Annotated in this window: 19 protein-coding genes; 3 read left to right on the forward strand and 16 right to left on the reverse strand. The window is 70.8% G+C overall.

Annotated features, from left to right (window positions below; translation table 11 throughout):
- Position 1: 1 nt before the first annotated feature.
- Positions 2-829 (reverse strand): enoyl-CoA hydratase family protein, encoded by an 828-nt coding sequence (locus ACFW5B_RS11600; protein WP_386436931.1) that lies wholly within the window; start codon positions 827-829, stop codon positions 2-4.
- A 293-nt stretch (positions 830-1,122) separates the two neighbouring features.
- Here ACFW5B_RS11600 and ACFW5B_RS11605 point away from each other — a divergent pair, with 293 nt between their 5' ends.
- On the forward strand, positions 1,123-1,677 hold the full coding sequence (locus ACFW5B_RS11605) for an ATP-binding protein (RefSeq protein ID WP_386436934.1): 555 nt from the start codon (positions 1,123-1,125) through the stop codon (positions 1,675-1,677).
- Here ACFW5B_RS11605 and ACFW5B_RS11610 read toward each other — a convergent pair.
- The 10 genes from ACFW5B_RS11610 to ACFW5B_RS11655 form a co-directional block, all read right to left on the reverse strand.
- The gene (locus tag ACFW5B_RS11610; RefSeq protein ID WP_386436937.1) at positions 1,640-3,139 is read right to left on the reverse strand and encodes an amino acid permease; all 1,500 of its coding nucleotides are present in this window, start codon (positions 3,137-3,139) and stop codon (positions 1,640-1,642) included. The two genes, ACFW5B_RS11605 and ACFW5B_RS11610, sit on opposite strands and share 38 nt — an antisense overlap.
- Positions 3,140-3,327: 188 nt before the next feature.
- Positions 3,328-4,332 carry an ornithine carbamoyltransferase gene (argF, locus tag ACFW5B_RS11615; RefSeq protein ID WP_386436940.1) on the reverse strand — a complete coding sequence of 335 codons (1,005 nt, stop codon included), beginning with the start codon at positions 4,330-4,332 and terminating at the stop codon, positions 3,328-3,330.
- A gap of 132 nt (positions 4,333-4,464) precedes the next feature.
- On the reverse strand, positions 4,465-5,700 hold the full coding sequence (locus tag ACFW5B_RS11620) for an arginine deiminase (protein WP_386436943.1): 1,236 nt from the start codon (positions 5,698-5,700) through the stop codon (positions 4,465-4,467).
- A 169-nt stretch (positions 5,701-5,869) separates the two neighbouring features.
- On the reverse strand, positions 5,870-8,701 hold the full coding sequence (locus ACFW5B_RS11625) for a polynucleotide kinase-phosphatase (protein WP_386436946.1): 2,832 nt from the start codon (positions 8,699-8,701) through the stop codon (positions 5,870-5,872).
- On the reverse strand, positions 8,698-10,251 hold the full coding sequence (locus ACFW5B_RS11630; RefSeq protein WP_386436948.1) for a 3' terminal RNA ribose 2'-O-methyltransferase Hen1: 1,554 nt from the start codon (positions 10,249-10,251) through the stop codon (positions 8,698-8,700). The genes ACFW5B_RS11625 and ACFW5B_RS11630 overlap by 4 nt, the downstream gene beginning before the upstream one ends.
- A gap of 67 nt (positions 10,252-10,318) precedes the next feature.
- Positions 10,319-11,242, reverse strand: a complete 924-nt coding sequence (locus tag ACFW5B_RS11635) for an LLM class F420-dependent oxidoreductase (RefSeq protein ID WP_386436951.1) — start codon at positions 11,240-11,242, stop codon at positions 10,319-10,321.
- Positions 11,243-11,526: 284 nt separating this feature from the next.
- Entirely contained in the window at positions 11,527-11,982 is a 456-nt protein-coding gene (locus tag ACFW5B_RS11640; RefSeq protein WP_386436953.1) for a DUF6099 family protein, read from the reverse strand.
- Between the two features lie 392 nt (positions 11,983-12,374).
- Positions 12,375-12,734, reverse strand: coding sequence for a nucleotide pyrophosphohydrolase (locus ACFW5B_RS11645; RefSeq protein WP_386436956.1), 360 nt, complete (start codon positions 12,732-12,734; stop codon positions 12,375-12,377).
- Complete coding sequence (locus ACFW5B_RS11650) at positions 12,731-14,182, reverse strand: biotin transporter BioY (protein ID WP_386436958.1); 1,452 nt, start codon at positions 14,180-14,182, stop codon at positions 12,731-12,733. The genes ACFW5B_RS11645 and ACFW5B_RS11650 overlap by 4 nt, the downstream gene beginning before the upstream one ends.
- Positions 14,183-14,237: 55 nt before the next feature.
- Entirely contained in the window at positions 14,238-14,627 is a 390-nt protein-coding gene (locus ACFW5B_RS11655; RefSeq protein WP_386436961.1) for a cell division protein SepF, read from the reverse strand.
- A 219-nt stretch (positions 14,628-14,846) separates the two neighbouring features.
- Here ACFW5B_RS11655 and corA point away from each other — a divergent pair, with 219 nt between their 5' ends.
- Positions 14,847-16,001 carry a magnesium/cobalt transporter CorA gene (gene corA / locus ACFW5B_RS11660; protein WP_386436964.1) on the forward strand — a complete coding sequence of 385 codons (1,155 nt, stop codon included), beginning with the start codon at positions 14,847-14,849 and terminating at the stop codon, positions 15,999-16,001.
- 154 nt (positions 16,002-16,155) lie between these two features.
- On the opposite strand, the gene ACFW5B_RS11665 is transcribed toward corA, so the two are convergent.
- Entirely contained in the window at positions 16,156-17,382 is a 1,227-nt protein-coding gene (locus tag ACFW5B_RS11665) for an ABC transporter substrate-binding protein (protein ID WP_386436966.1), read from the reverse strand.
- A 333-nt stretch (positions 17,383-17,715) separates the two neighbouring features.
- Between ACFW5B_RS11665 and ACFW5B_RS11670 the strand changes: the two genes are divergently transcribed.
- Positions 17,716-18,132, forward strand: coding sequence for a winged helix-turn-helix transcriptional regulator (locus ACFW5B_RS11670; protein WP_386436968.1), 417 nt, complete (start codon positions 17,716-17,718; stop codon positions 18,130-18,132).
- Here ACFW5B_RS11670 and ACFW5B_RS11675 read toward each other — a convergent pair whose 3' ends face one another.
- From ACFW5B_RS11675 to ACFW5B_RS11690, 4 genes are read right to left on the reverse strand one after another with little or no spacing between them, the layout of a single operon-like run.
- Complete coding sequence (locus ACFW5B_RS11675) at positions 18,133-19,212, reverse strand: polyprenyl synthetase family protein (RefSeq protein ID WP_386436971.1); 1,080 nt, start codon at positions 19,210-19,212, stop codon at positions 18,133-18,135.
- Entirely contained in the window at positions 19,209-20,222 is a 1,014-nt protein-coding gene (locus ACFW5B_RS11680) for a terpene cyclase (protein ID WP_386436974.1), read from the reverse strand. Before ACFW5B_RS11680 ends, ACFW5B_RS11675 begins: the two co-directional genes overlap by 4 nt.
- A 59-nt stretch (positions 20,223-20,281) precedes the next feature.
- Positions 20,282-21,685 carry a cytochrome P450 gene (locus ACFW5B_RS11685; protein WP_386436977.1) on the reverse strand — a complete coding sequence of 468 codons (1,404 nt, stop codon included), beginning with the start codon at positions 21,683-21,685 and terminating at the stop codon, positions 20,282-20,284.
- Between the two features lie 22 nt (positions 21,686-21,707).
- Entirely contained in the window at positions 21,708-23,102 is a 1,395-nt protein-coding gene (locus ACFW5B_RS11690; protein WP_386436980.1) for a cytochrome P450, read from the reverse strand.
- Positions 23,103-23,246 lie beyond the last annotated feature (144 nt).

Below are 23,246 nucleotides of genomic sequence, written 5' to 3' on the forward strand. Positions count from 1 at the left end.
GCTATTTCCCCTGCCACTTGGGGGCCCGCTTCTCCGTGAAGGCGGCGTGGAATTCCGCGTAGTCGTCGCTGTTCATCAGCAGCGCCTGGGTGGCGGCGTCCATCTCCACGGCCGCGGCCAGCGGCATGTCGAGCTCGGCGGTGAGCAGCGCCTTGGTCTGGGCGTGCGCCATCGCGGGCCCCTCGGCGAGCCGCCGGGCGAGCGCGGCGGCTGCCTCGTCGGCCCGGCCCTCCTCGGCCAACTCGCTGATCAGACCGAGCCGTTCGGCCTCCGGCGCGCGGACGGTGTCGCCGAGCATCAGCAGCCGGGTGGCGTGGCCGAGGCCGATGACGCGGGGCAGCAGATAGGCCGCGCCCATGTCTCCGCCGGACAGCCCGACCCGGGTGAAGAGGAAGGCGAACCGGGCGGACGGGTCGGCGACACGGAAGTCCGCGGCCAGTGCGAGCACCGCGCCCGCCCCCGCCGCGACCCCGTGCACGGCCGCGATCACCGGGAACGGGCACTCCCGCACCGCCCGCACGACCTGCCCGGTCATCCGGTTGAAGTCCAGCAGCTGTGCGGTGTCCATGCCCAGAGTGGCGCCGATGATCTCCTCGACGTCGCCGCCGGAGCAGAAGCCGCGCCCCTCCCCCGCGAGCACCAGAGCGCGCACCGCACGCTCCCGGGACAGCTCCGCGAGCAGGTCACGGAGGTCGGCGTAGGCCTCGAAGGTGAGCGCGTTGAGCTTGTCCGGGCGGGCGAGGGTGACGGTGACGACGCCGTCCTTCCGCGTCACGCGGAGGTGCTGCCAGGTCTCGGTACTGCGGGCGGATCCTGCGAACGGGCTCATCGGGCTGCCTGCCCCCTTTGGCCGGTGCCGGCCGTGGATGCTGTTCCGGATGCCTCTCGAAGTTATCACCCATCCATGACTGTCGTCATGAGGACGCGATAGGGCGTGTGGGGGTGGAAGCGGGGGCCCGGCGGTCGGCTGAACCCGCCGAAGGTCCCGGCCGTCGGATGACGTAGGTCATGCCGGCTCCGGCCACTCGCCCCTGAGTGCGCGCCCGCGCGCCTCCTACGGTGGAGGCATCCGATCCCGTCTCGGGCCGCCGACCCGGCCTTTCGTGAACGGACGAACTGCGCATGCTGGAACCGCTCACCCCTGCGACCTGGCGCATCACCTTGCCGCGCGCCGCGACCGCCGTCCCCATCGCCCGTGCCATGGTCCGTACGGCCATGCAGGATCTCCGGGTCACGGCCGACCGGACCACCGCACAACTACTGACCGCCGAACTGGTCAACAACGTCCTCAAGCACACCTGTGGCGCCGGCCCCATCGAGCTGGTCGTGGAGCTGCGCCCGGCGGGCTGCCGGATCGAGGTGCACGACGACAACCCGGTGCTCGTCGAGGGACTCGGCGACCCCGTCCCCCTGGCCGAACCGAACGCCCCGGTGGCGGCATCGGCTTCGGCCGATCCTCTGCCGGCCCATCCGACGGACGGCCCCCGCCCGACGGACGGCCCCCGCCCGGCCGACGGCCAGGTCCCGGCACAGCGCGCGGAGGGCTCGGGGAGGGAGGACGGCCGTGGGCTGAAGCTGATCCGGTCCCTCAGTGTGGCCTCCGGCTGCCGGCCGACGCCGCGCGGCAAGGCCGTCTGGTTCACCCTTCCCGAGCTGCGGCGCCCGCGACGGCGCTGACGGCGGGCGCCGAGGACGCGTCGGCGTCGGCCGCCGGGGGCTGCGGCGCCGCGCCGATCCGCGAGCGACGGCGACCGTAGCAGGCGTAGACCAGCGCACCGGCCACCAGGAACCCGGCGAACTGGAGCCAGGTCGCCGGACCGGTGCCGTACATCAGGTAGAGGCAGAAGCCGATGCCGAGCAGCGGGCTGGCCGGGAAGAGCGGGACGCGGAAGCGGCGCGGCAGATCGGGGCGGCTGCGGCGGAGCACCAGCACGCTGAGGTTGACCACCGCCATGACCGCCAGCGTCCCGATGGTCGACAGATTCATCACCGCGTCCAGGGGGACGACGGCGGCCGGCACGGCGAAGACGGCGGTGACGATCCAGGTGTTGGCGACGGGCGTGGAGGTCCGGGGCGAGATCCGCTCGAAGATCCGCGGGACCAGCCCGTCCCGCGACATCGACATCAGGATGCGGGTCTGGCCGTACAGGACCGCCAGGACGACCGAGGCGATGGCGACGACGGCGCCGAACGCGATGACCGCGCCGCCGAGCGTCGAGTGGGTGACGTGGTTGACGATCAGCGACAGCGCGGCGGGCCGGCCGCCGACCTGGTCGGCGGAGAGCGCGCCGATGGCGGAGACCGCGACCAGGCAGTACAGGACGGTGACCACACCGAGGGAGACCATGATCGCGAGGGGGATGTTCCGCCGCGGGTCCCTGACCTCCTCACCGGCCGTGGTGATCGCGTCGAAGCCGATGTACGAGAAGAACGCGAGCGAGGCACCGGAGGTGATGCCGGCGACGCCCTCCGGGGCGAACGGCGTCAGGTTCCCGGCCCGGAAGGCGCTGAAGCCGATCACGCAGAACAGCACCAGGATCGCCAGCTTCAGCACGGCCATCGCGGCGGTCGCGCGGGCGCTCTCCCGGATGCCGCGGACCAGCAGCAGCGCGGCGAGCAGCATCACGACGACGGCCGGGATGTTGACGATGCCGCCGTCGCCGGGCGGCTGGGAGAGCGCGGCGGGCAGCTGCCAGCCGGTCAGGCTGCCGAGCAGCTCGTTGAGGTACTGGCCCCAGCCGACGGCGACCGCCGAGACCGAGATGCCGTATTCGAGCAGCAGGCACCAGCCGACGAGGAAGGCGATCCGCTCGCCGAGGGTGGCGTAGGCGTACGAGTAGGCGCTGCCGGACACCGGTATCGCGCCGCCCAGCTCCGCGAAGGAGAAGGCGGTGAAGACGCAGGTGACGGCCGCCAGGACGAACGACACGATGACCGCGGGGCCGGACTCGGCCACGGTGTCGGACAGACCGACGAAGATTCCGGTGCCGACGATGGCACCGATGCCGAAGCAGATGAGCTGGAAGAGCCCCATGCTGCGCTGGAGGCCGTTGCCTTCGAGATCCGCGCCCGATTCGGCGACGAGGAGGTCGGGCGATTTGATGCGCAGTCCGGACGGACGGAGGGCGGGCGGGCGCACGGTGGTTCTCTCTCTGATGGTGCGGTGCGCGCGGCGGGGGTGGGCCACGCACGGAGCGGGGTCCGGACCGGTGGGTCCGAACCCCGCGAGCGCTCGATGGTAACCGCTGGCGCCGACTGATCGCCCTTGCGTGCGTATGGCTATGCGGCGCCCCGTTCCGTCCGGTCCGCGTCCGGGCAGGCACGGCCCTACGGGGCGAGCGTCGCGACCAGCACCGCCTTGATCGTGTGCATCCGGTTCTCCGCCTCGTCGAAGACGACGGAGTGCGCGGACTCGAAGACCTCGTCGGTGACCTCCAGCGACGACAGTCCGTGCCGCTCGTGGATCTCCCGGCCGAGCGCGGTGCCCAGGTCGTGGTACGCGGGCAGGCAGTGCAGGAACTTCACGTCCGGCGTGCCGGTGGCGCGCAGCACGTCCATCGTGACCGCGTACGGGGCGAGCAGCTCGATCCGCTCGTCCCAGACCTCCTTGGGCTCGCCCATGGAGACCCAGACGTCGGTCGTGACGAAGTGCGCACCGCGCACGCCCTCGGCCACGTCCTCGGTGAGGGTGACGCGGGCGCCACTGGCTTCGGCCAGCCGCCGCGCCTCGGCGACGACGGTCTCCTCGGGCCAGAGCTGCTTGGGCGCCACGATCCGGACGTCCATGCCGAGCAGGGCGCCGGTGACGAGGTAGGAGTTGCCCATGTTGTTGCGGGCGTCGCCGAGGTAGGCGAAGGCGGTCTCCGTCAGGGGGCGGCCCGGTCCGTGCTCGACCATGGTCAGTACGTCGGCGAGCATCTGGGTCGGATGCCAGTCGTCGGTCAGCCCGTTGAAGACCGGCACCCCGGCGTACGCGGCCAGCTCCTCGACATCGGACTGCCGACTGCCGCGGAACTCGATGCCGTCGAACATCCGGCCCAGGACCCGGGCGGTGTCCTTCACCGACTCCTTGTGCCCGATCTGGGAGCCGGACGGGTCCAGGTAGGTAGTGGAGGCGCCCTGGTCCGCGGCCGCGACCTCGAAGGAGCAGCGGGTCCGGGTCGAGGTCTTCTCGAAGATCAGGGCGATGTTCTTCCCCTGGAGGCGGGGGACCTCGGTGCCGGCCCGCTTGGCCGCTTTCAGCTCGGCCGCCAGGTCGATCAGTCGGCGGAACTCCTCGGCGCTGAAGTCCAGCTCCTTGAGGAAGTGGCGGCCCGTGAGGTCTATCGCCATGGGTGGGCTCCTGGTTCGCGGCGGTCGGAACGGACTCGGACCTTGGAATTATATACGAACACCTGTATCCCTATACGGGCTACCTGCTTCCGCACGGCCGGTCCGCGCTCCCCGGCGGTATACCGGTCACGCTCAGGCTGCCCCGGGCACCGCGTCCCTCGCCACCGGACAGCTCATACAGCGCGGCCCGCCGCGGCCGCGCCCCAGCTCGCTCCCCGGGATCGTGATCACCTCGATGCCGCGCTTGCGGAGGAAGGTGTTCGTGGTGACGTTCCGCTCGTACGCCACCACCACGCCCGGCTCCACCGCCAGCACATTGCAGCCGTCGTCCCACTGCTCACGCTCGGCCGACTGGACGTCCTGGGTCGCGGTCAGCACCCGGATGTCCGAGAGGCCCAGCGAGGCCGCTATGGCGCGGTGCATGTGCTCCGGCGGATGGTCGGTGACCTTGAGATCCTGATCGCCCGAGCCCGGCTCGATGGTGTACGAGCGGAGCATCCCCAGCCCCTCGTACTGGGTGAAGGTATCCCCGTCGATCATCGTCATGACGGTGTCCAGATGCATGAACGCCCGGCGCTTGGGCATGTCCAGCGCCACGATCGTGCGCGCCGAACCCGACGCGAACAGCCCCCGGGCCAGCAGCTCGACGGCCTGCGGCGTGGTCCGCTCGCTCATCCCGATCAGGACCGCGCCACTGCCCATCACCAGGACGTCGCCGCCCTCGATCGTCGAGGGGAAGTCCGCCTGCCCCTCGGACCAGACGTGGAAGCCCGCACCGCGGAAGAGCGGATGATGCCGGTAGATCGCCTCGTAGTGCACGGTCTCGCGCTGCCGGGCGGGCCAGCGCATCGAGTTGATCGACACCCCGTCGTAGATCCAGGCGGAGGTGTCGCGGGTGAAGAGGTGGTTGGGCAGCGGGCCGAGCAAGAAGTCGTCCAGGTCCATCACATGGAAGCGGACCGAGACCGGCTCGGCGTGCCGCTCCAGGAACTCCCGCTTGGTCATGCCTCCGACCAGCGCCTCGACCAGCTCCGGCACCGGCAGCTCGTCGAAGGCCGACCGCAGATGGTCGGTGGCCAGCGGCCCGTATTCCTTCTCGTCGAAGACCCGGTCCAGGACGAGCCGCCGTGCCTCGGGGATCTGCAGGCTCTCGGCCAGCAGATCGCCGAAGAGGTGTACTTCCACCCCGCGGTCCCGGAGCACATCGGCGAACCCGTCGTGCTCGGCCCGCGCCCGGCGCACCCACAGCACGTCGTCGAAGAGCAAGGCGTCCTTGTTCGAGGGCGTGAGCCGCTTCAGCTCCAGATCGGGTCGGTGCAGGATGACCCGGCGCAGCCGCCCGGCCTCGGAGTCGACTTGGAATCCCATCCGTCCATCTTGGCCGCTCGGACGGCTCTACGGAGGGAGTCGGGCGATGTTGGTTCCGTCGGGCCGGGCGGCCGGGCCGGGGAGGGCGGACGGCCGTCCCTCTCCGTACGGCCGTCCCTCCTCTTCGGGCCCGCTCCCCGGGCGGACGACGGGCCCTCCCCCACCCGCCCTACAACCGCGGGTCCACCGGCTCCGACTCCAGCGCGAGCACCGCGAAGACCGCCTCGTGGATCCGCCACAGCGGTTCGCCGTCCGCCAGCCGGTCGAGCGCCTCCAGGCCGAGCGCGTACTCCCGCAGCGCCAGCGAGCGCTTGTGGCCCAGGTGTCGGCCCCGCAGCCGGGCGAGGTTCTCCGGGCGGGTGTACTCCGGCCCGTAGATGATCCGCAGGTACTCGCGGCCACGGCACTTGACGCCCGGCTGGACGAGCCGTCCGTCGGCCCGCCGGACCAGCGCCTGCACCGGCTTGACGACCATGCCCTCGCCGCCCTCGGCGGTCAGCTCCTGCCACCAGGCGACACCGGCCGCGACCGAGGTCTCGTCCTCGGTGTCGACGAGCAGGCGCCGGGTCACGGCGAGCAGCCCCGGCCGGTCCGGGGCGCCGCCGTCCCGGGCCGCCATCGCGGTCTCGGCCGCTATCAGCCGGTCGAGCAGGGCGAGCTGCTCGGTGTGCGGCAGCCCGGCGAGGCTGCGGCCCCGGACCGCGAGGATCTGGAACGGTGCGAGCCGGATGCCGTCCAGCTCGCCGAGCCCGGCGCCGCCGTCCGGCTGCTCCGGTGCCCCGTCGCCGGCCGACCGCACCCCGACGCGCCAGCAGTAGCGCCGGTACGCCTCGGTGAACGCGGCCGCGTCCGCCGCCCGGTCCCGCTGCCGGCCGAGCAGCGGCGACACCTCGACGCCCCGGGCGGCTGCCGCCTCCAGCGCGTCGAGCACACCCGGGAACGCCGCGCCGGACGCCGCGCCCACCGCCGCGTACTGCTGACGCAGCAGACCCGCCGCCTTCAGGGACCAGGGCATCAGCTCGGCGTCCAGCAGCAGCCAGTCGGTCTCCAGCTCGTCCCACAGACCGGCCTCCTCGGCGCAGTCCCGGACCCGCCGCAGGACGCGTTCGGTCAGCTCCGGGTCGTCGAAGAACGGGCGGCCGGTGCGGGTGTAGAGGGCGCCCGACACCCCCTTCGGCACACCGGCGGGGGCGCCTCCGATGCCCTTGGGGCCGTGCGGGAACCCGGCGGCCGCGGCCTCGTCGCGGCACACCAGGGCCACCGCACGGGACCCCATGTGCTTCTCCTCGCACACCACTTCCCGCACACCGTCGGCGCGGTAGCCGGCGAACGCCTCCGCGGGGTGCTCCAGATACCCCTCCTCCGCCGAGGTCGCGCAGGGCGCCATCGTCGGCGGGAGGTACGGCAGCAGCCGCGGGTCGATCGCGAAGCGGCTCATCACCTCCAGCGCGGCCGCGGCGTTCTCCTCCCTGACCGCGAGCCGGCCCATCTGCCGGGTCTCCACGATCCGCCGCCCGGTCACATCCTTCAGATCGAGCGGGCGGCCGTCCGCCCCGCCCGGTGCCTCCGACGCGAGCGGTTTCGTCGGCTCGTACCAGACCTGCTCCGCCGGTACGTCCACCAGCTCGCGCTCCGGCCACCGCAGCGCGGTCATCGCCCCGCCGAAGACACAGCCGGTGTCCAGGCAGAGGGTGTTGTTGAGCCAGCTCGCGCGCGGGGTGGGGGTGTGGCCGTAGACGACGGCGGCGCGGCCGCGGTAGTCCTCGGCCCACGGGTAGCGCACCGGCAGGCCGAACTCGTCGGTCTCACCGGTCGTGTCGCCGTACAGAGCGAAGGAGCGCACCCGTCCCGACGTCCGGCCGTGGTACTTCTCCGGCAGTCCGGCGTGGCACACCACAAGGGAGCCGCCGTCCAGGACGTAGTGGCTGACCAGGCCGCGGATGAACTCCCCGACCTCGGTGCGGAAGGCTTCGTCCTCCTTCTCCAGCTGCTCGACGGTCTCGGCGAGCCCATGGGTGTGCTGGACCTTTTTGCCCTTGAGGTAACGGCCGAGCTTGTTCTCGTGGTTGCCCGGCACACAGAGCGCGTGCCCGGCCCCGACCATGCCCATCACCAGCCGCAGCACCCCGGGGCTGTCCGGTCCGCGGTCGACGAGGTCACCGACGAAGACAGCGGTACGGCCCTCGGGGTGTGCCGCGTCCACCGGCCGGCCGAGCGCGTCGCGCACCAGCGCATAGCCCAGCCTGCCGAGCAGGGTCTCCAGTTCGGAACGGCAGCCGTGGATGTCGCCGATGATGTCGAACGGGCCGGTGAGGTGGCGCAGATCGTTGAACCGCCGCTCCGTGACGACCTCTGCGGACTCCACCTCCTCCGGGCCCCGCAGGACATGCACCTTGCGGAAGCCCTCCCGCTCCAAGTGGCGCAGGGAACGCCGCAGTTCACGCTGGTGGCGCTGGATGACCCGGCGGGGCAGCCCGGCCCGGTCGGCGCGCGCCGCGTTGCGTGCGGCGCAGACCTGCTCGGGCATGTCCAGCACGATGGCCACCGGGAGGACGTCGTGCTCCCGGGCCAGCCGCACCAGCTGGGCGCGCGCCTCGGACTGCACATTGGTGGCGTCCACGACGGTCAGCCGCCCGGCGGCCAGCCGCTTGCCCGCGATGAAGTGCAGGACGTCGAAGGCGTCGCCGCTGGCGCTCTGGTCGTTCTCGTCGCCGCTGACCAGCCCCCGGCAGAAGTCGGAGGAGAGCACCTCGGTCGGCCGGAAGTGCCGGGCGGCGAAGGTGGACTTGCCGGAGCCGGTGGCGCCGATCAGCACCACGAGCGAGAGGTCGGGCACGGCGAGCGTGCGCGGCCCGGGTGCGCGCCGGGGCTGCTCCCCGTGCTCCCGGCCGCTGCTGCCCGCCGGCCGGGTCCCGCTGTCCTGCTCGGTCCCGCTCTCCGGCCGGTCCTCGTGCGGGTGCCGGCTCTTCGCGTCGTACGCCGTGCGGTCGTCGTCCCTCATGCCGCGACCTCCTTTCCGCTCATCGAAGCGCTGCCGTCCGCAGCGCGGTTGCCGTCCTCCGGCCCCGGCCGGGCCCGGCCGCTCCCGCCGCCCTCTGAGCCGCAGTTGTCGTCACCGGCCCGGTGGAAGTGCGCGAGCTGGGTGGGCGGCCCGACCTCGGGGTCGTCCGGCCCCACCGGGCCGAAGGTCACCTCGTAGCCGTGCCGGGCGGCCACCGCGCGCGCCCACTGCCGGAACTCCTCCCGGGTCCACTCGAAGCGGTGGTCCGGATGGCGCACCCGTCCGGCCGGCAGCGACTCCCAGCGCACGTTGTACTCGACGTTCGGCGTTGTCACGACGACCGTGCGCGGCCGGGCCGACCCGAACACGGCGTACTCCAGCGCCGGCAGCCGCGCCGGATCGACATGCTCGACGACCTCGCTGAGCACCGCCGCGTCATACCCCGTCAGCCGGCTGTCGGTGTACGCCAGCGACCCCTGCACCAGCCGTACGCGCTCCGCCTGCCGCTCGGGCATCCGGTCCAGCCGCAGCCGGCGCCGCGCCTCGTGCAGCGCCCGCATCGACACGTCCACGCCGACGACCTCGGTGAACTGCCCTTCCTTGAGCAGCGCACCGGCCAACTGGCCCTGTCCGCAGCCCAGGTCGAGCACTCGCGCCGCCCCGGCCGAGCGCAGCACGGCGAGGATCGCCTCCCGCCGCCGCACCGCGAGCGGCACCGGCTTCTCCTCGGTGTCCGCCTCCTCGTCCACCGCGTTGTCCAGCTCCTCGGCGGCCACACCGTCCGACTCGGCCAGCCGTTCCAGCTCCAGCCGCTCCATGGCCCGCTGGGTCAGCGACCGACGCCGCGCGAGATAGCGGCCGACGATCACCCGCTGCTCCGGGTGGTCCTCCAGCCAGCCCTCACCGGCCCGCAGCAGCTTGTCGACCTCGTCGGGCGCGACCCAGTAGTGCTTGGCGTCGTCCAGCACCGGCAGCAGAACATACAGATGCCGCAGCGCCTCGGCGACCGTCCGCTCGCCTTCCAGGACGAGCCGGACGTAGCGGGAGTCACCCCACTCGGGGAACGTCTCGTCCAGCGGCACCGCCTCGGCCCGCACCGTCCAGCCCAGCGGCCGGAACAGCTTGTCCACCAGCTCCGCGCCGCCCCGGGCGGGCAGCACCGGCACCTCGATGCGCAGCGGCAACGCCCGCGCCACCAGCTCGGGCCGTGCCGTGCACTGCCCCTTCATCGCGCTCGCGAAGACGCTCCGCAGCGCCACCGCCAGCAGCGAAGAGGCCGCGTACGGCCGGTCGTTCACATACTGGCCCAGCGCCGAATCCGGGGCGCCGCCCCGGCCCTTGCCGCGGCTCCGGCGCACCAGGGCGATCGGATCGATCTCCAACAGCAGTGCGGCGGTGCACCGCTGTGCGTCGGCCTCCGGATAGAGGACGTGCGCGGTGCCGTGCGACGTCGAGAACTGCTGTGCCTTGTCGGGATGCTTGTGCAGCAGGAATCCGAGGTCGGTCGCGGGACGTTCGGCGCTGCCGGTGGTGGTTATCGTCAGGAACACCCGTCCGAGTATTGCCGTACGACCGCCCGATCCCCACCGCTTTTCCGGCAGCGCCGCCCCGCCGGCGTCAGCTCAGCTGCGACTGCACCTGTGCCGAGATCAGTTCGAGGTGGTCCAGATCGTCCAGGTCCAGCATCTGGAGGTAGACACGGGACGCGCCGATCGCCCCGTAGCGGCCGATCTTGTCGACGACCTCGGCGGGTGAGCCCGCGAGGCCGTTGGCCTTCAGCTCGTCCACGTCGCGCCCGATGGCCGCGGCCCGTCGCGCCACCTCCGCGTCGTCCTTCCCGACGCAGGCCACCAGGGCGTTGGAGTACACCAGCTCATCGCTCTTCCGCCCGGCGGCCTCCGCGGCCGCCCGCACCCGTCCGAACTGGCGCTCGCTGTCTTCGAGCGAGGCGAAGGGGATATTGAACTCATCGGCGTACTGCGCCGCCAGCCGCGGCGTGCGTGTCGCACCGTGTCCGCCGATCAGCACCGGCACCTTGCCCTGGGCGGGCTTGGGCAGTGCGGGCGAATGCTCCAGCCGGTAGTGGGTCCCTTCGTAGGTGAACTCCTTTCCTGTCTCGGTGGCCCAGAGGCCGGTGATGATCGCCAGCTGCTCTTCCAGCCGCGCGAACTTCTCCTTGGGGAACGGAATGCCGTAAGCCTTGTGCTCCTCCTCGAACCAGCCCGCCCCGAGGCCGAGTTCGACCCGGCCGCCGGACATCTGGTCGACCTGCGCCACCTGGACGGCGAGCACACCCGGCAGCCGGAAGGTGCCTGCCGTCATCAGCGTCCCGAGCCGGATGCGCCGGGTCTCACGGGCGAGGCCCGCCAGCGTGATCCAGGCATCGGTCGGGCCGGGCAGCCCGTCGACGTTGCCCATCCGCAGATAGTGGTCCGAACGGAAGAAGGCGTCGAAACCAAGATCCTCGGTGGCCTTGGCGACCTTCAGCAGAGTGTCGTAGGACGCCCCCTGCTGGGGCTCGGTGAAGATTCGTAGGTCCATGCCTCCATCCTGCACTCCGGGCGTCTCCCCAACCGCCGGAGCACGGAGCGGTGCAGTGGGGGTGGGCGGGTGGTGGGGCGAGCGGCGGGGGCGCGGTCGTGCGGGTGCAATCAGCAATGGCAGCGGCAGGGGCAGGGGCAGTGGCAGTGGCAGCCGAGAGGCAGGCGTGACGGCTCGGACGTACCGTCGGGGTGCCGGGCGCGAGCGCCCCCGGCCCGCGGTCGGTGAGTTACCGCTCGGGGCATGCGTACCGCGGGGTCGCGGTCGGTTCGGTGCGGTGGTGCTCAGGCGGGATTCCGGTCGCGCACCTCCAGCTTCTCCAGTATTCCGGCCACGCGGTCCCTCGCCTCATCGACCGTGTCCATCGCCTCGACGCAGGTCCAGTACATCCCCTCCTCGTCCGCCAGCAGCACCACCGCCACCAGCGCCTCGCACACCTCTCGCAGCAGTCGGCTCAGGCCGGTTAAAGCCGCCTTGGCATCACGCACCTCGGAAAGCTGAGCCGCCCGCAGCCCGCCGGTGACCGACGTCGGGCACAGCAGTCCCCCGCTGAACCGCCCGCCCGCGTCGCCCAGCCCCCGGGCCCTGGACCGCACTTCGTACGGCCCGAATATCGCGAGGTGACTGCCGACCGCCTCTGCCAGGGCCTGCGCCTGCCAGGCCTCGACGATCACTCCTTGAACCGTGTTCGCCTCCGCCAGCCCGCGCCGACTGGCCGCGATGATCCGCACCGCGTCCATCCGCTCCCTCCTTCCCTCTCCATTCGCCTGCACCCTGCACTGTTTCCACTACCCAGAGTGAATGCGAACACCCAAAAAAGCCAGGGGAATTCGCAGATCTGTGGACAAGCGAGGCGATGTGGAAAGATCCATGACTCCGGAGAGTGACAAGCGGCGGCTACGGCCCCGCTCCCTCCCCTCCCACCCCGACAGCCCCACCTCTCACACGACCGGCACATGCCACGTGAAACACCCGACGGAAAAGCCGGAGGGGGCCACGGGTCGCGCGACGCAGGAGTGGTACGAGCCGGGCGCGCGAGGGCCGGAGAACGCAGAAGCGGGGCCGGCGCTCGCACCCCGCCGGCCCCGCCCCGGGCCCTTCGCGCCCTGGCCCGTCCCGCCCCGCGCTTCCCCTACTCCTCGCCCTCCCGCGGCCGGTCCGGCCGTGCCGGACGGACCGCCGGGAACCGTGACTCATTGCGCTCGATCTTCGCAGCGAGCGCCGTCAAGGGGTCGATCCCCAGCGCCTCGCAGAACTGCAGCAGATACGCCAGCACGTCCGCGACCTCGTCCTCGACCCGGGCGGCCTTCCCGGGGTTCGCCATCACCTTCGCCGACTCCTCCGGCGTCAACCACTGGAAGATCTCGACGAGTTCCGCGGCCTCGACACTGAGCGCCGCGGCCAGGTTCTTGGGCGTGTGGTACTGCTGCCAGTCCCGGGCGGCCGCGAACTCGGCCAGGCGTCGCTGCAGCGCATGAAGATCCTCGCTCATACCCCTAGGTGTAGCACCTGCACACCGGGCACCCCCTCGGCGACCGAGGGATCGCGCACCGTCCCCAGCAGCCGTACATGCCCGCGCTCGGTCATCCGCAGGGCCAGCGACACCAGCTCACGCGCCTGCCTCGGGTCCAGACAGCGGTCCATACCGTCCGCCAGCACCGTCATCTGCTGGTGAGCGGAGGGAACCTCCCCCACCGGGTCCATGGCCAGTACGTCCGGCCCGGTGAGGAGCACCAGCGCCAGGGCGAGGAACCGCAGCTCGCCGTCGCCGAGCTGCTCGACGGGCAGCTCGCCCAGTGCCCCCCGGTCGAGGACGGCCCGCACCGCCGGCGCGCCCGCCGCCCCGGCCCGTGGCCCCGGTGAACCACCCGGCCCGGCCGCCACAGCGGCATCGGCGGCCCCTTCTCCCCCGCAGCCCGCCGGCCGCGGCACCGCGCGCAGCCCCTCGACGGGACCGGCACACGCCTCCCGTACCGCCGCGACCAGCACCGCATGCCGGCGTGCGCACTCCTGGCTCGTACGCTCCAGCACCGCGGGCAGGTTGTCGCAGGACGGCCGCAGCCGCCCCTCGCCTCGCGCCCTCTCCGCATCACGGGCCCGGCCGCCCGCCTCCCGGCCACTACTCCCGTTTCGGTTCCGCGTCCCCCAGGCCCCGGCAGCCCCACCGGCCCCGCCCGGCTGCCCCGGGCCGCCGCCCCGCGAGCCCGCTTCCCGTCCACCGCGCCGCGGCCCGGCAATACGCCCCGCCCCCTCGGCGCCGTCCGCACCGCCTCCAGCGCCCCGCCCGGCCTCCCCCGTACCGCCCGCCCCCGCTTCCCGCATGACTTCAGGCCGCGGGTCGCACACGAACGCCGACCGCAGCGCGACCACGACCTGTTCGGCCGCGGCGAGCACCAGCCGCTGGCCCGCCGTCTTGCCCGCGACGCGCAACGGCAGCAGCGCGGTGCCGAGCCGGTCGTCGGGCAGCGGCGCCCGGGTCACCGGAGTCGCCCCCGCGGTGTACCAGGCCGCCTGGACGGCGGGGCGGTTCGGGTCGGTGAGCGCGGTGGTCAACAAGGTCTCGCCACCACCGGTCAACCGCTCGCCGACGATGCGCAGTTCGGGCTCGGCCTGCACGGCGAGATCCAGGGTGACCGGGCCGGCCGGACCGTCGACCGTGCAGCCGATACGGAACCCCCGCCGCCCCTGTCCGTCGGGGCGCGCACCCGCCGGCACACACGCCGCCGGGCTGCCCGCCACCTCCCCCACGGCCCGCGTGAGCGACTCCCCGCTGCCGAGCCGGGCGAGGATCTCGTAGGCCTGCAGCGCACTGGACTTGCCGCTGCCGCTCCCACCGCTCAGCAGGGTCAGCCGGGTGAGCGGCAGGGTGACGCCGCGATGGGCCTTGAAGGCGGACAGCCGTAACGCGGTGACCGCCGGCCGGACAGTGTCGGTATTCATGCGGGGACGCTATGCAGCGCCCCGACCGGAGAACCGTTACGCCCAACAGCTCTTCCTACGAACGGGGGATGCCCCCCAGTGCCGTCTCCGCGACCTCGGTGCCAACGGGCGCCAGCAGGAAGACATTGGTGTCGACACGGTGCATCCCGCTGCCGAGCCCGAAGACGACTCCGCTGGAGAAATCCAGGATGCGCTTGGCGACATCGGTGTCGGCGCTGCTGAGGTCCAGGAGGACGGGGATCTGCGCCATCAAATACTCGGCGACCTCGCGGGCGTCCGCGAAGGTCTGGACGCGGATGACGATGAACCGGCGCATCTGCTCCGCCGGCTCCTCCTCGGGGAGGGCACGGTGGTCGGGCCAGGAAGGCCACTCGCTGCTGCTGCGGAGCGGGACGACCTCGGCAAGCCCTTCCCACTGCTCGTCGGTGGCATCGGGGCCGTTCACCGAATCACCTCACCCAGGGGAGCGCTGGCTGTCTGCGGTATCTGCATCGCGCAATTGTAGGGATAAACGCACAAAGCTCGGTGGGCGCGACACTCCGCGTCACGTCCCGGTTCCATCCTGCACCATGCCCGCTGACCTGTGCGGACATCCTCGGCAGATATCCTGCGTCGAGATTCTGTGTGCCCGTTCATCCCCCTTGTGACGGAGGTCCGTTCCGCCGTGAGCTCCGATCCTCCCGGCCGTCGGCCGCGTGGCCTGCGTGGCCTGCGCAAACCCGCCAAGAAGCGGCCCGCCGGAACCCAGCCCGCCGAGACCACGGGCGGCTCCGCCACACCGGAACCACCGGCCGAGAACACCACCATCATCAGCGCCGCCCTCTACCGCGACGGGCAGCGGGTCAGCACCCATGACACGCTCGCCGACGCCTTCCGGCAGCAGCGCGCCGCCTCCGGAACCCTCGCCTGGATCGGCCTGCACCGCCCCACTCCCGAGGAACTGGTCACGCTGGCCTCGGAGTTCGACCTCCACCCGCTCGCCATCGAAGACGCCCTGGAGGCCCACCAGCGGCCCAAGCTGGAGCGCTACGGCGGCACGCTCTTCGTCGTCCTGCGGGCCGCGCGCTACCTCGACGACCCCGAGGAGGTCGACTTCGGCGAATTGCACGTCTTCGTCGGCCGGGACTTCGTGATCACCGTGCGGCACGGCGGCGCCCCCGACCTCTCGGCCGTACGCCGGCGCATGGAGGACACCCCCGAACTCCTCAAGCGCGGCCCCGAGGCCGTGCTCTACGCGATTCTCGACGCCGTCGTCGACGGCTACGCACCGGTCGTCGACGGCGTCCAGAACGACATCGACGAAATCGAGACCGAGGTCTTCGGCGGCGACCCCCGGGTCTCCCGCCGGATCTATGAACTCTCCCGCGAGATGGTCGAATTCCAGCGCGCCACCCGCCCGCTGAACGGCATCCTGGAGGGCCTGACCGCGGGCTTCGAGAAATACGCCATCGACGAGGAGCTGCGCCGCTATCTGCGCGATGTGGCCGACCACGTCGTGCACATCACCGAGCGCGTGGACGGCTTCCGGCAGGCGCTCCAGGACATTCTCACCGTCAACGCGACCCTGGTGAACCAGCAGCAGAACGCCGAGATGCGCGCCCTGGCCGAGGCCGGCTTCGAGCAGAACGAGGAGGTCAAGAAGATCTCGGCCTGGGCCGCGATCCTCTTCGCGCCGACACTGGTCGGCACCATCTACGGCATGAACTTCGACCACATGCCGGAGCTGCACTGGGTGTTCGGGTACCCGGTCGCCATCGTCCTGATGGCCGTCGTGTGCACCAGCTTGTACCTCGTCTTCAAGCGGCGCCGCTGGCTCTGAGCCGCCGGCCCCCGGGTGCGCAGTTCGGGTGAGACGTCGGCGACCAGCGGACGCAGCGCCTCGTGCGAGCCGGGCGGTGGAAAGCCGCCGCCCGGCTCCCTCTTGAGAGGCTTCTCCCCGGCTGCGGCACACCGGGGTGGACGGAGCGCTCCGCTCAGCGCGCGGCACCCGGGTGGAGGCCGAGCCAGGTGGGACTCGGCGCCCCTTGGACCTCCCCGACGTACAAGGTGAGCGTCTGGCGCCAGCGCTCGACCTCGGCACGGTCGGCCATGAACGCGGCGAAGCCATCGAGGTGGGCGTTGCCGTACTCCCAGATCGGCTTCAGGCCCGGTGCCGTGGGCACGTCGGTGCGCACGGGCCAGCCGAAGGCATTGTTGGCGGCCTGCATGTCGGTGGACAGCAGCCAGTTCAGATAGAGCTTCGCCGCCGCGGTGTGCTTGGCCCCGGCGAGGATCGCGGCCCGCTGCCCCCACGCCATGAACGGGTCATCGGTGGGCAGCACCCACTCGACCTCGGTACGGGGGGAGGCGAGAGCGGAGACCGACGCCGTGCCGATGGCGATGGTCTTCTGCTGTGTGCGGACCGCGTCGCCGGGGTTGTTGGTACCGCGCTGGAACTGGATGTCCTGGCCCATCAGACGCGACAGCCACGGCCAGCCGTACTTCTCGGCATACAACTTGTACAGGTACAGCGTCGCATCGTCGTCGTTGGGATAGGAAGAAGCAATCTTCCCTTTCCATTTGGGGTCGGCGAGATCCCGCACACTCCGCGGCGGCGCACCGCCCACCGCAGCGGTGTCGTAGAGGTAGCTGAAGGCGTATGCGGCGACGGCCGTCCACGCACCGTCGGAATCCTTGAATATGTCATGGACCTTATCGAACCCGGCGGGTTTGTACGGCAGGAGCTTGCCCTCCTGCTTCCACCGGGGGAAATCGTGCAGCGTCTGGAAGTGCACCACATCCGGAACGAGCGTGTCCGTCGCCAGTTGGTTGTCGACCCGCACGTCGTGGAATTTGCTGTAGTCCACAATCATGGTCATCACCACACCGGGGAACCGCCGCGCCCACGCCTCCTCAACCGGCGCCAGCATCTCCTTGAAATCTCCGCCGCCGTAAATCGTCAGCCTGCCGCCCTCGGCCCGCGCATCGGCGTACAACTCCTCCAGCGACTTGACCTCTTCGCCTTTCGGCCTGCTCCGGGGCGCCGCGAAGCTGGTGGGCGAAGGAGCGGCAGCCAGGCCCAGGGTCGCCAGTGCGGCCCCCGCGACCTGCAATGCCTTCCTTCGCGGGAGCCGGCCCGAGACCTGCGGCGCGTCGGCCGACGGGTGGTGCGGTACGGCGGCGCTCGCCTCTCGCCCGGTGTGCGGTGTCTTGCTCTCCATGGGCAGTTTTCCCCTCTCCATTCCTTGCCGCGCACGGTCCGGTGACAGGCCGGAGAATTGAGCCCGCAGTGTGTGCGGTATTCGGCGCAGCACTCTTTCGGTGACGCTTGCCCGCTCATCGCATTCGGCAGCGCCACCTGCCTGAGGTGAATCCATTTCGCCGCGAAGCCGGGCACGGTCAGGAGGATTTGGCTGAGCTGCTGGTGCGCTGCTCAGCCGGATGATGGAGCGGCCCTGAGGAGGTAGTACGCGTCTTCGCGGGCGTGCCTCAAGCTACTATCGCGGAGATCGTAGTAACCAAATGGATAGTAATTCGGTTGTGAGGGGAGCCACATGACTGGCATAGCCGGGGAATCGTGCCCGATCGGCCCGGTGATGGAGCTGCTGTTCGGCCGGTGGACCGCAGATGTGCTGTGGGTCCTCGATCAGGACGGCGACCGGGTGCGGTTCGGCGAGTTGCAGCGGCGGCTGCCCGCCATCACGCCGAAAGTGCTCTCCCACACGCTGCGCCAGCTGGAGCGGAACGGGCTGGTCGCCCGTACCCATCACCCCGGGGTCCCGCCGCGGGTCGAGTACGCCACGACGCCCCTGGCCGGCACCCTCATCCCGGTCTTCGACGCCCTTTCGGACTGGACCCGGGCGCATGCGGGCGAGGTGCTTTCCGCCCAAGCCCGCTATGACGACGGTGAGTCCGCGGCAACGCAGCAGCGGACGACGTCGTCCGACCAGCTCAGCGGCCCCGCCAGGTGATCAGAGCTCCCGCCGGGTGACCAGGTCGGCGAGCGCGGTGAGTGCGTGGGCGCCGGCCGGAGTGGCGTCGGCGGTGGCCAGGCGGTTGAGGGCGGCGGTCCGCTGTCGTTCGGCCTCTTCCTGTGCCCAGCGCCGGCCGCCGGCCTCCTCGATCAGCCGGGTGGCCGTACGGATCTCGGCGTCGCTCAAAGGGTCCGTACGGAGGTAGAGGGCGGCGAGCCGGTCGCCGGCCGGGGTGCCGCTGCGCAGGGCCGCGACGACGGGCAGGCTCTTCTTCCGGGACCGGAGGTCCGCACCGACCGGCTTTCCGGTGACGGCGGTGTCGCCCCAGACACCCAGCAGATCGTCGACGAGCTGAAAGGCGAGCCCGAGGTGCCGGCCGAACTGCCGCAGGGCATCGACCCGTTCGGCCCCGGCACCCGCCGCGAGCGCACCGAGCGCACAGGACGCGGCGAGCAGGGACGCCGTCTTGCCCGCCGCCATGTCCAGGCACTCCTCCAGGCCGACGTCCGCCCGGGTCTCGAAGGCCAGGTCGGCGCCCTGGCCGGCGACCAGCGCGAGCAGGGCCCCGGAGAGTTCCTGGACGGCCTCGGCGCTCCTCCGGGGGAAGCGGTGGGCGAGGGTGTCGACGGCGACGGCCAGGAGGGCGTCGCCGGTCAGGACCGCTTGTGTGGGGCCGAACAGCGACCACGCCGTACGACGGCCCCGGCGCACCCGGTCACCGTCCATGAGGTCGTCGTGCACGACGGAGAAGTTGTGGACGAGCTCCACCGCCGCCGCGGGGGCCACCGCCTCCTCGGCCGCCGCCCCGAGGGCCTGCGCCGCGGCCAGGACCAGGGCGGCGCGTACCCCCTTTCCGCCGCCCCCGTCCGCCGGACGGCCGCGCTCGTCCGACCAGCCGAAGTGGTAGCCGGCCACCGAGCGGACCGGTTCCGCGAGGCGGTCCACCGCTTTGCGGAGTTCCGGCTCGGTCAGTTCCCGGGCCGTTTTGAGGAGGTGCCAGGCATCGGGGGCGGTGGAATCCCCGGGGGTGGCGGGGCCGGGCTGCGCGGCTGCGGGTCTGCCCCCTGCCGCGGTCACTGGTCCACCTTCATGAGACTCGCCTCCAGGTACTCGTCCGGCCGTATGTGTTCCTCGCCGTCCACGGCCCGATAGCGCTTGGTACTCCTGGACCAGTCGAGGTTTCCGCGCATCCAGGTCCGCATACCGGCGAGGCTGGGGAGCAGTACCGCATGGTGCCCGGGAAAGGCCGCCAGCAGGTCCCGTTCCTTCGCGAGGAAAAGCCTGGTCTCGGTCGAGGTGGCGGCACAGACCACCTCCAGCGCCCGGTGGGTGTCCAGGCCTCGATGATGCTCCACGATATGGACGAGATTGTGCACCTCGCCCAGCGCGCGCTCCTTTTCCAGCGAATACACGTCATTGGTCCAGCACACGACATTGCACGCCGCGTCGAGCGCCTCCGTGAACGCCGCACCGCCATGAACCGACTCCGGGACATCGATACGCTCGACGATGTCGATGAGGTCCATGCAGACATAGATCGCACCGGTGTGCCGGCGCATTTCGATATAGGTCTTCTCGTCCGGCACCGTGCCCTCGACGCGGTTACCGGCCTCCCACGTGGCGGCGACGGTGAGGCAGTCGTCGAGATGCCGGACGAACCGGCGGCGCCAGTCCGCGGTGGCGTCCGGCGCCGTACGCAGCCAGAGATCGGCGAGTGCGGAGACGGCCACCGGGACGTTCGGATCGGCCGCGGCCGCCGCGCCGTGGTCCGGGCTCTCCAGGACCGCGCGCATTCCGTCCACGATGTCCCGAGCCCAGTCCAGGCTGCGCCCGACGCTGCCGTCATCCAGCTGGTCGTCGACGAGAAAGAGCCAGGCGAACCAGTCCGCCATGAGATTCAGCCGGGCGGCGTCCGCGGTGGGATACACCATTGCCGCGAACCAGCCGAAGTCGGCTTTCGCAAAGCGCTTTCCGGCGGCTTCCCGCTCTATCAGCCCGGTGTGTCGCGTCCAGTCCACGAGATGCGCGCGGGCCTCTTCGACATGGGGATTGATCCGGTGGGGAAACGGACAGAAGATGTCCGGCACGGGTGCCTCCGCTGTTGTCGCTGGTACCGCGGCCGACGCACCGCGCGGGTCATTCCGGTTCATGTGCGCGGCTCCGGCCGTAAGTGCACTCCGCCCTTGGGGTGCAGGGTGATCAGGGCCTCCGGATGCACTTCGGGGGCGCCCTCGGGCATGACCAGCCGGTGGTGCCGCGCCACGGTGGCCAGTACGAGGGTGAGTTCGGTCAGCGCGAAGTGCTTGCCGATACAGATGCGGTGGCCGCTGCCGAACGGTACGTAGACGTGCTTGGGGCGCCGGGCGACCTGCTCGGGGGTGAAACGCTCGGGATCAAAGCGTTCCGGGTCGTCCCAGAAGTCCGGGTGCCGGTGCAGGAAGTAACTGTTGATGAGGACATTGGTGCCGGCCGGCATCCGATAGCCGCCGATCTCGTCCTCTTCCCGTGCCCGGCGCATGAATTGGTACGCCGGGGAGTAGATCCGCAGCGTCTCCTCCACGACCATGCGGGTGTACACCAGCTTCGGCAGATCCTCGAATACCGGCACCCGGCCGCCGAGCACCTCGTCGACCTCGGCGTGCAGCCGCTCCTCGATCTCCGGGTGCCGGGCCAGGAGGTAGAACGCCCAGGAAAGGGTGTTGGTGGTCGTTTCGTAGGCGCCGATGCAGATGTTGAGGACCTCGTGGTGCAGCTGCTCCAGGTCCATTCCCTTGCCGTCCTCCTCGTCCACGGAGTGCAGCAGAAGGGTCAGCAGATCGGTTTCCTCACCGGTGGCGACCTCGTCGTTCAGCCGCTGCTGGATGAAGCCGGAGACGAATTCATCCATGCCGTTGATCGCGCGGCGCAGCCGCCGGTGACTGGGCGTCGGCACGCTGAGCGGCGGGAACGGGAAGCGGAAGAAGGCACCGAGAATGCTGTTCGCCTCGCCGAAGGCCCGCTCGAAGGCCTGGGCGGCGGCGCCCACATCGGCGCTGAAGAGCGACCGGTTCACGATGCGGAGCGCCAACTGGCCGATTTCGTCGGTGATATCGAGGGTTTCGGCGGTGGCGCTGCGGCGTTCCCAGCGCTCCAGCATCTGCACGGTCTCGTCCGTCATGTTGCGGGCGAAGGCGCTGACCGTGCGCGGGGTGAAATGCGGTGCCATCATGCGGCGCTGGCGGCGCCACAACTCCATGTCGGCATTGGCGATCAGGCCGTTGCGCAGGACCGGACGGACCACCTTGAAGATGGCGGCGTCCTTGTCGTACTGCTCGCCCTTCTCGACCAGGATGTGCCGGATGTGGTCCGGGTGGTTGACCATGACCATGGGGATGCCGAGCGGGCGGAACCGGAAGATGTCTCCGTGCCGCGCCAGTCCGTCGCCGAGGAAGGCGAGCTGGTCGCGCTTGAAAGCCAGCGTCCCGCCGATGCCGTCCCGCGCAGTGACGGTGGGAATCTCTCTGAGGGAAGGCGTCCGGCGCGAGGCGCGGGTACGCGGAGTCAGGGGCATTCATGTCCTCTTTTGCGATGCATCAGCGGCGTTTCAGCCGGAGGTGTATACCGCCCTTGGGGTGCAGCGTGATCAGGGGCGCAAATCCCACGGGGGCCTGGCCTGCCGGCCTGGTGATGTGGAAGGTCTGGGCGAGCATGGCGGTGATGATGTGCAGTTCGGTGAGCGCGAAATGCTTGCCGAGGCAGTGCCGGGGCCCGCTGCCGAAGGGCTGGTAGACGTGGCGGGGGCGCCGGGCGACTTCTTCCGGGGTGAACCGTTCGGGATCGAACCGGGTCGGGTCGGGCCAGAAATCGGGGTGCCGGTGGAAGGTGAAGAGATTCAGATAGACATCGGTGCCCCTGGGAATGCGGTATCCGCCGATGATGTCGTCGGCGACGGCGTGCCGCATGGTCTGCCATGCCGGGGTGAAAAGGCGCAGCGTCTCGTCGATCACCATGCGGGTGTAGGTCAGCCGCGGCAGATCGTCGAGCGTGGGTAGGCGTCCGTTCAGCACGCCGTCCACCTCGTCGTGCACCCGGTGCTGGATATCCGGGTGTGCGGCGAGCTGGTAGAAGATCCAGGAGATGGAATTGCTGGAGGTCTCGTACCCGGCGATGATCATGGCCAGGATCTCATTGGCCAATTGGGCATGGGTGAGCCCGGTGCCGGTCTCCTCGTCCATGGCGTTGAGCAGCAGCGTGAAGAGGTCGGGCTTGTCGCTCTCCCGGGCCAGGCGGGCATCGATGAGATACGCGATGAAGTCGTCCATCTCCCGGATCAGCTGCCGCAGCCGGTTCCGGGACGGGGAATACCAGGAAAGCGGCGGGAACGGGAACCGGAAGAAATCTCCCGCGATGGCGTTCACTTCCAGAAAGTCCCGCTCGAAGCGCCGGCCGCGGTCGTCCGCGTCGACCCCGAACAGCGCGCGCAGCACGATCCGCAGCGCGAGATTGGCGACTTCGGTCGTGACATCGACCACCGCGCCCCGGCCGGCCGGCTCTTCCCACTGCCGCAGCAGGTCGCCGGTCAGATCGCTGATGTTCGTGGTGAAGTCGGCGACGCTGGAGCGGCTGAAGGAGGGCTGCATGATCCGGCGGTGCCGGCGCCAGGGCTCGCCGCCCTTGTTCGCGATGAGCCCCTCGCGCAGCACGGTCCGGGTGGCGCGATAGAGGAAGTTGTCCTTGTCGTAGTTCTGGTGGTTGTCGACCAGGACGTGCTGGAGATAGTCGGGGTGATTGACCATCACCGTGGGCAGTCCACCCAGGCGCATATGGAAGATGTCGCCATGGGTCCGCACGGAGCGCACCAGGAACGCCAATTGGTCGCGCCGCATTTCCGCCAGCCCCACGAGATTCTCGCGCAGACTCAGCCGCGGCACGGCCTTCGGCAGGTGTGTGCCGTCGGGTGATTTCCCTCGGGCGGAAGCTGTGGACACGGGAGATCCTTGGAAGTCAGGAGCTGGTGCCGGACAGCTTTGCAGGCTAGCCATCGAAGATTTTGTTTCGTTATCGATCGGCTTCCGCAATCCGTCGGTCACGGCCCGCCGCACGAACTCCCGGGCCGGCGCCGGAAAACGACG

It is taken from the genome of Streptomyces sp. NPDC058773 (genome assembly GCF_042746015.1).
GTDB lineage: Bacteria > Actinomycetota > Actinomycetes > Streptomycetales > Streptomycetaceae > Streptomyces.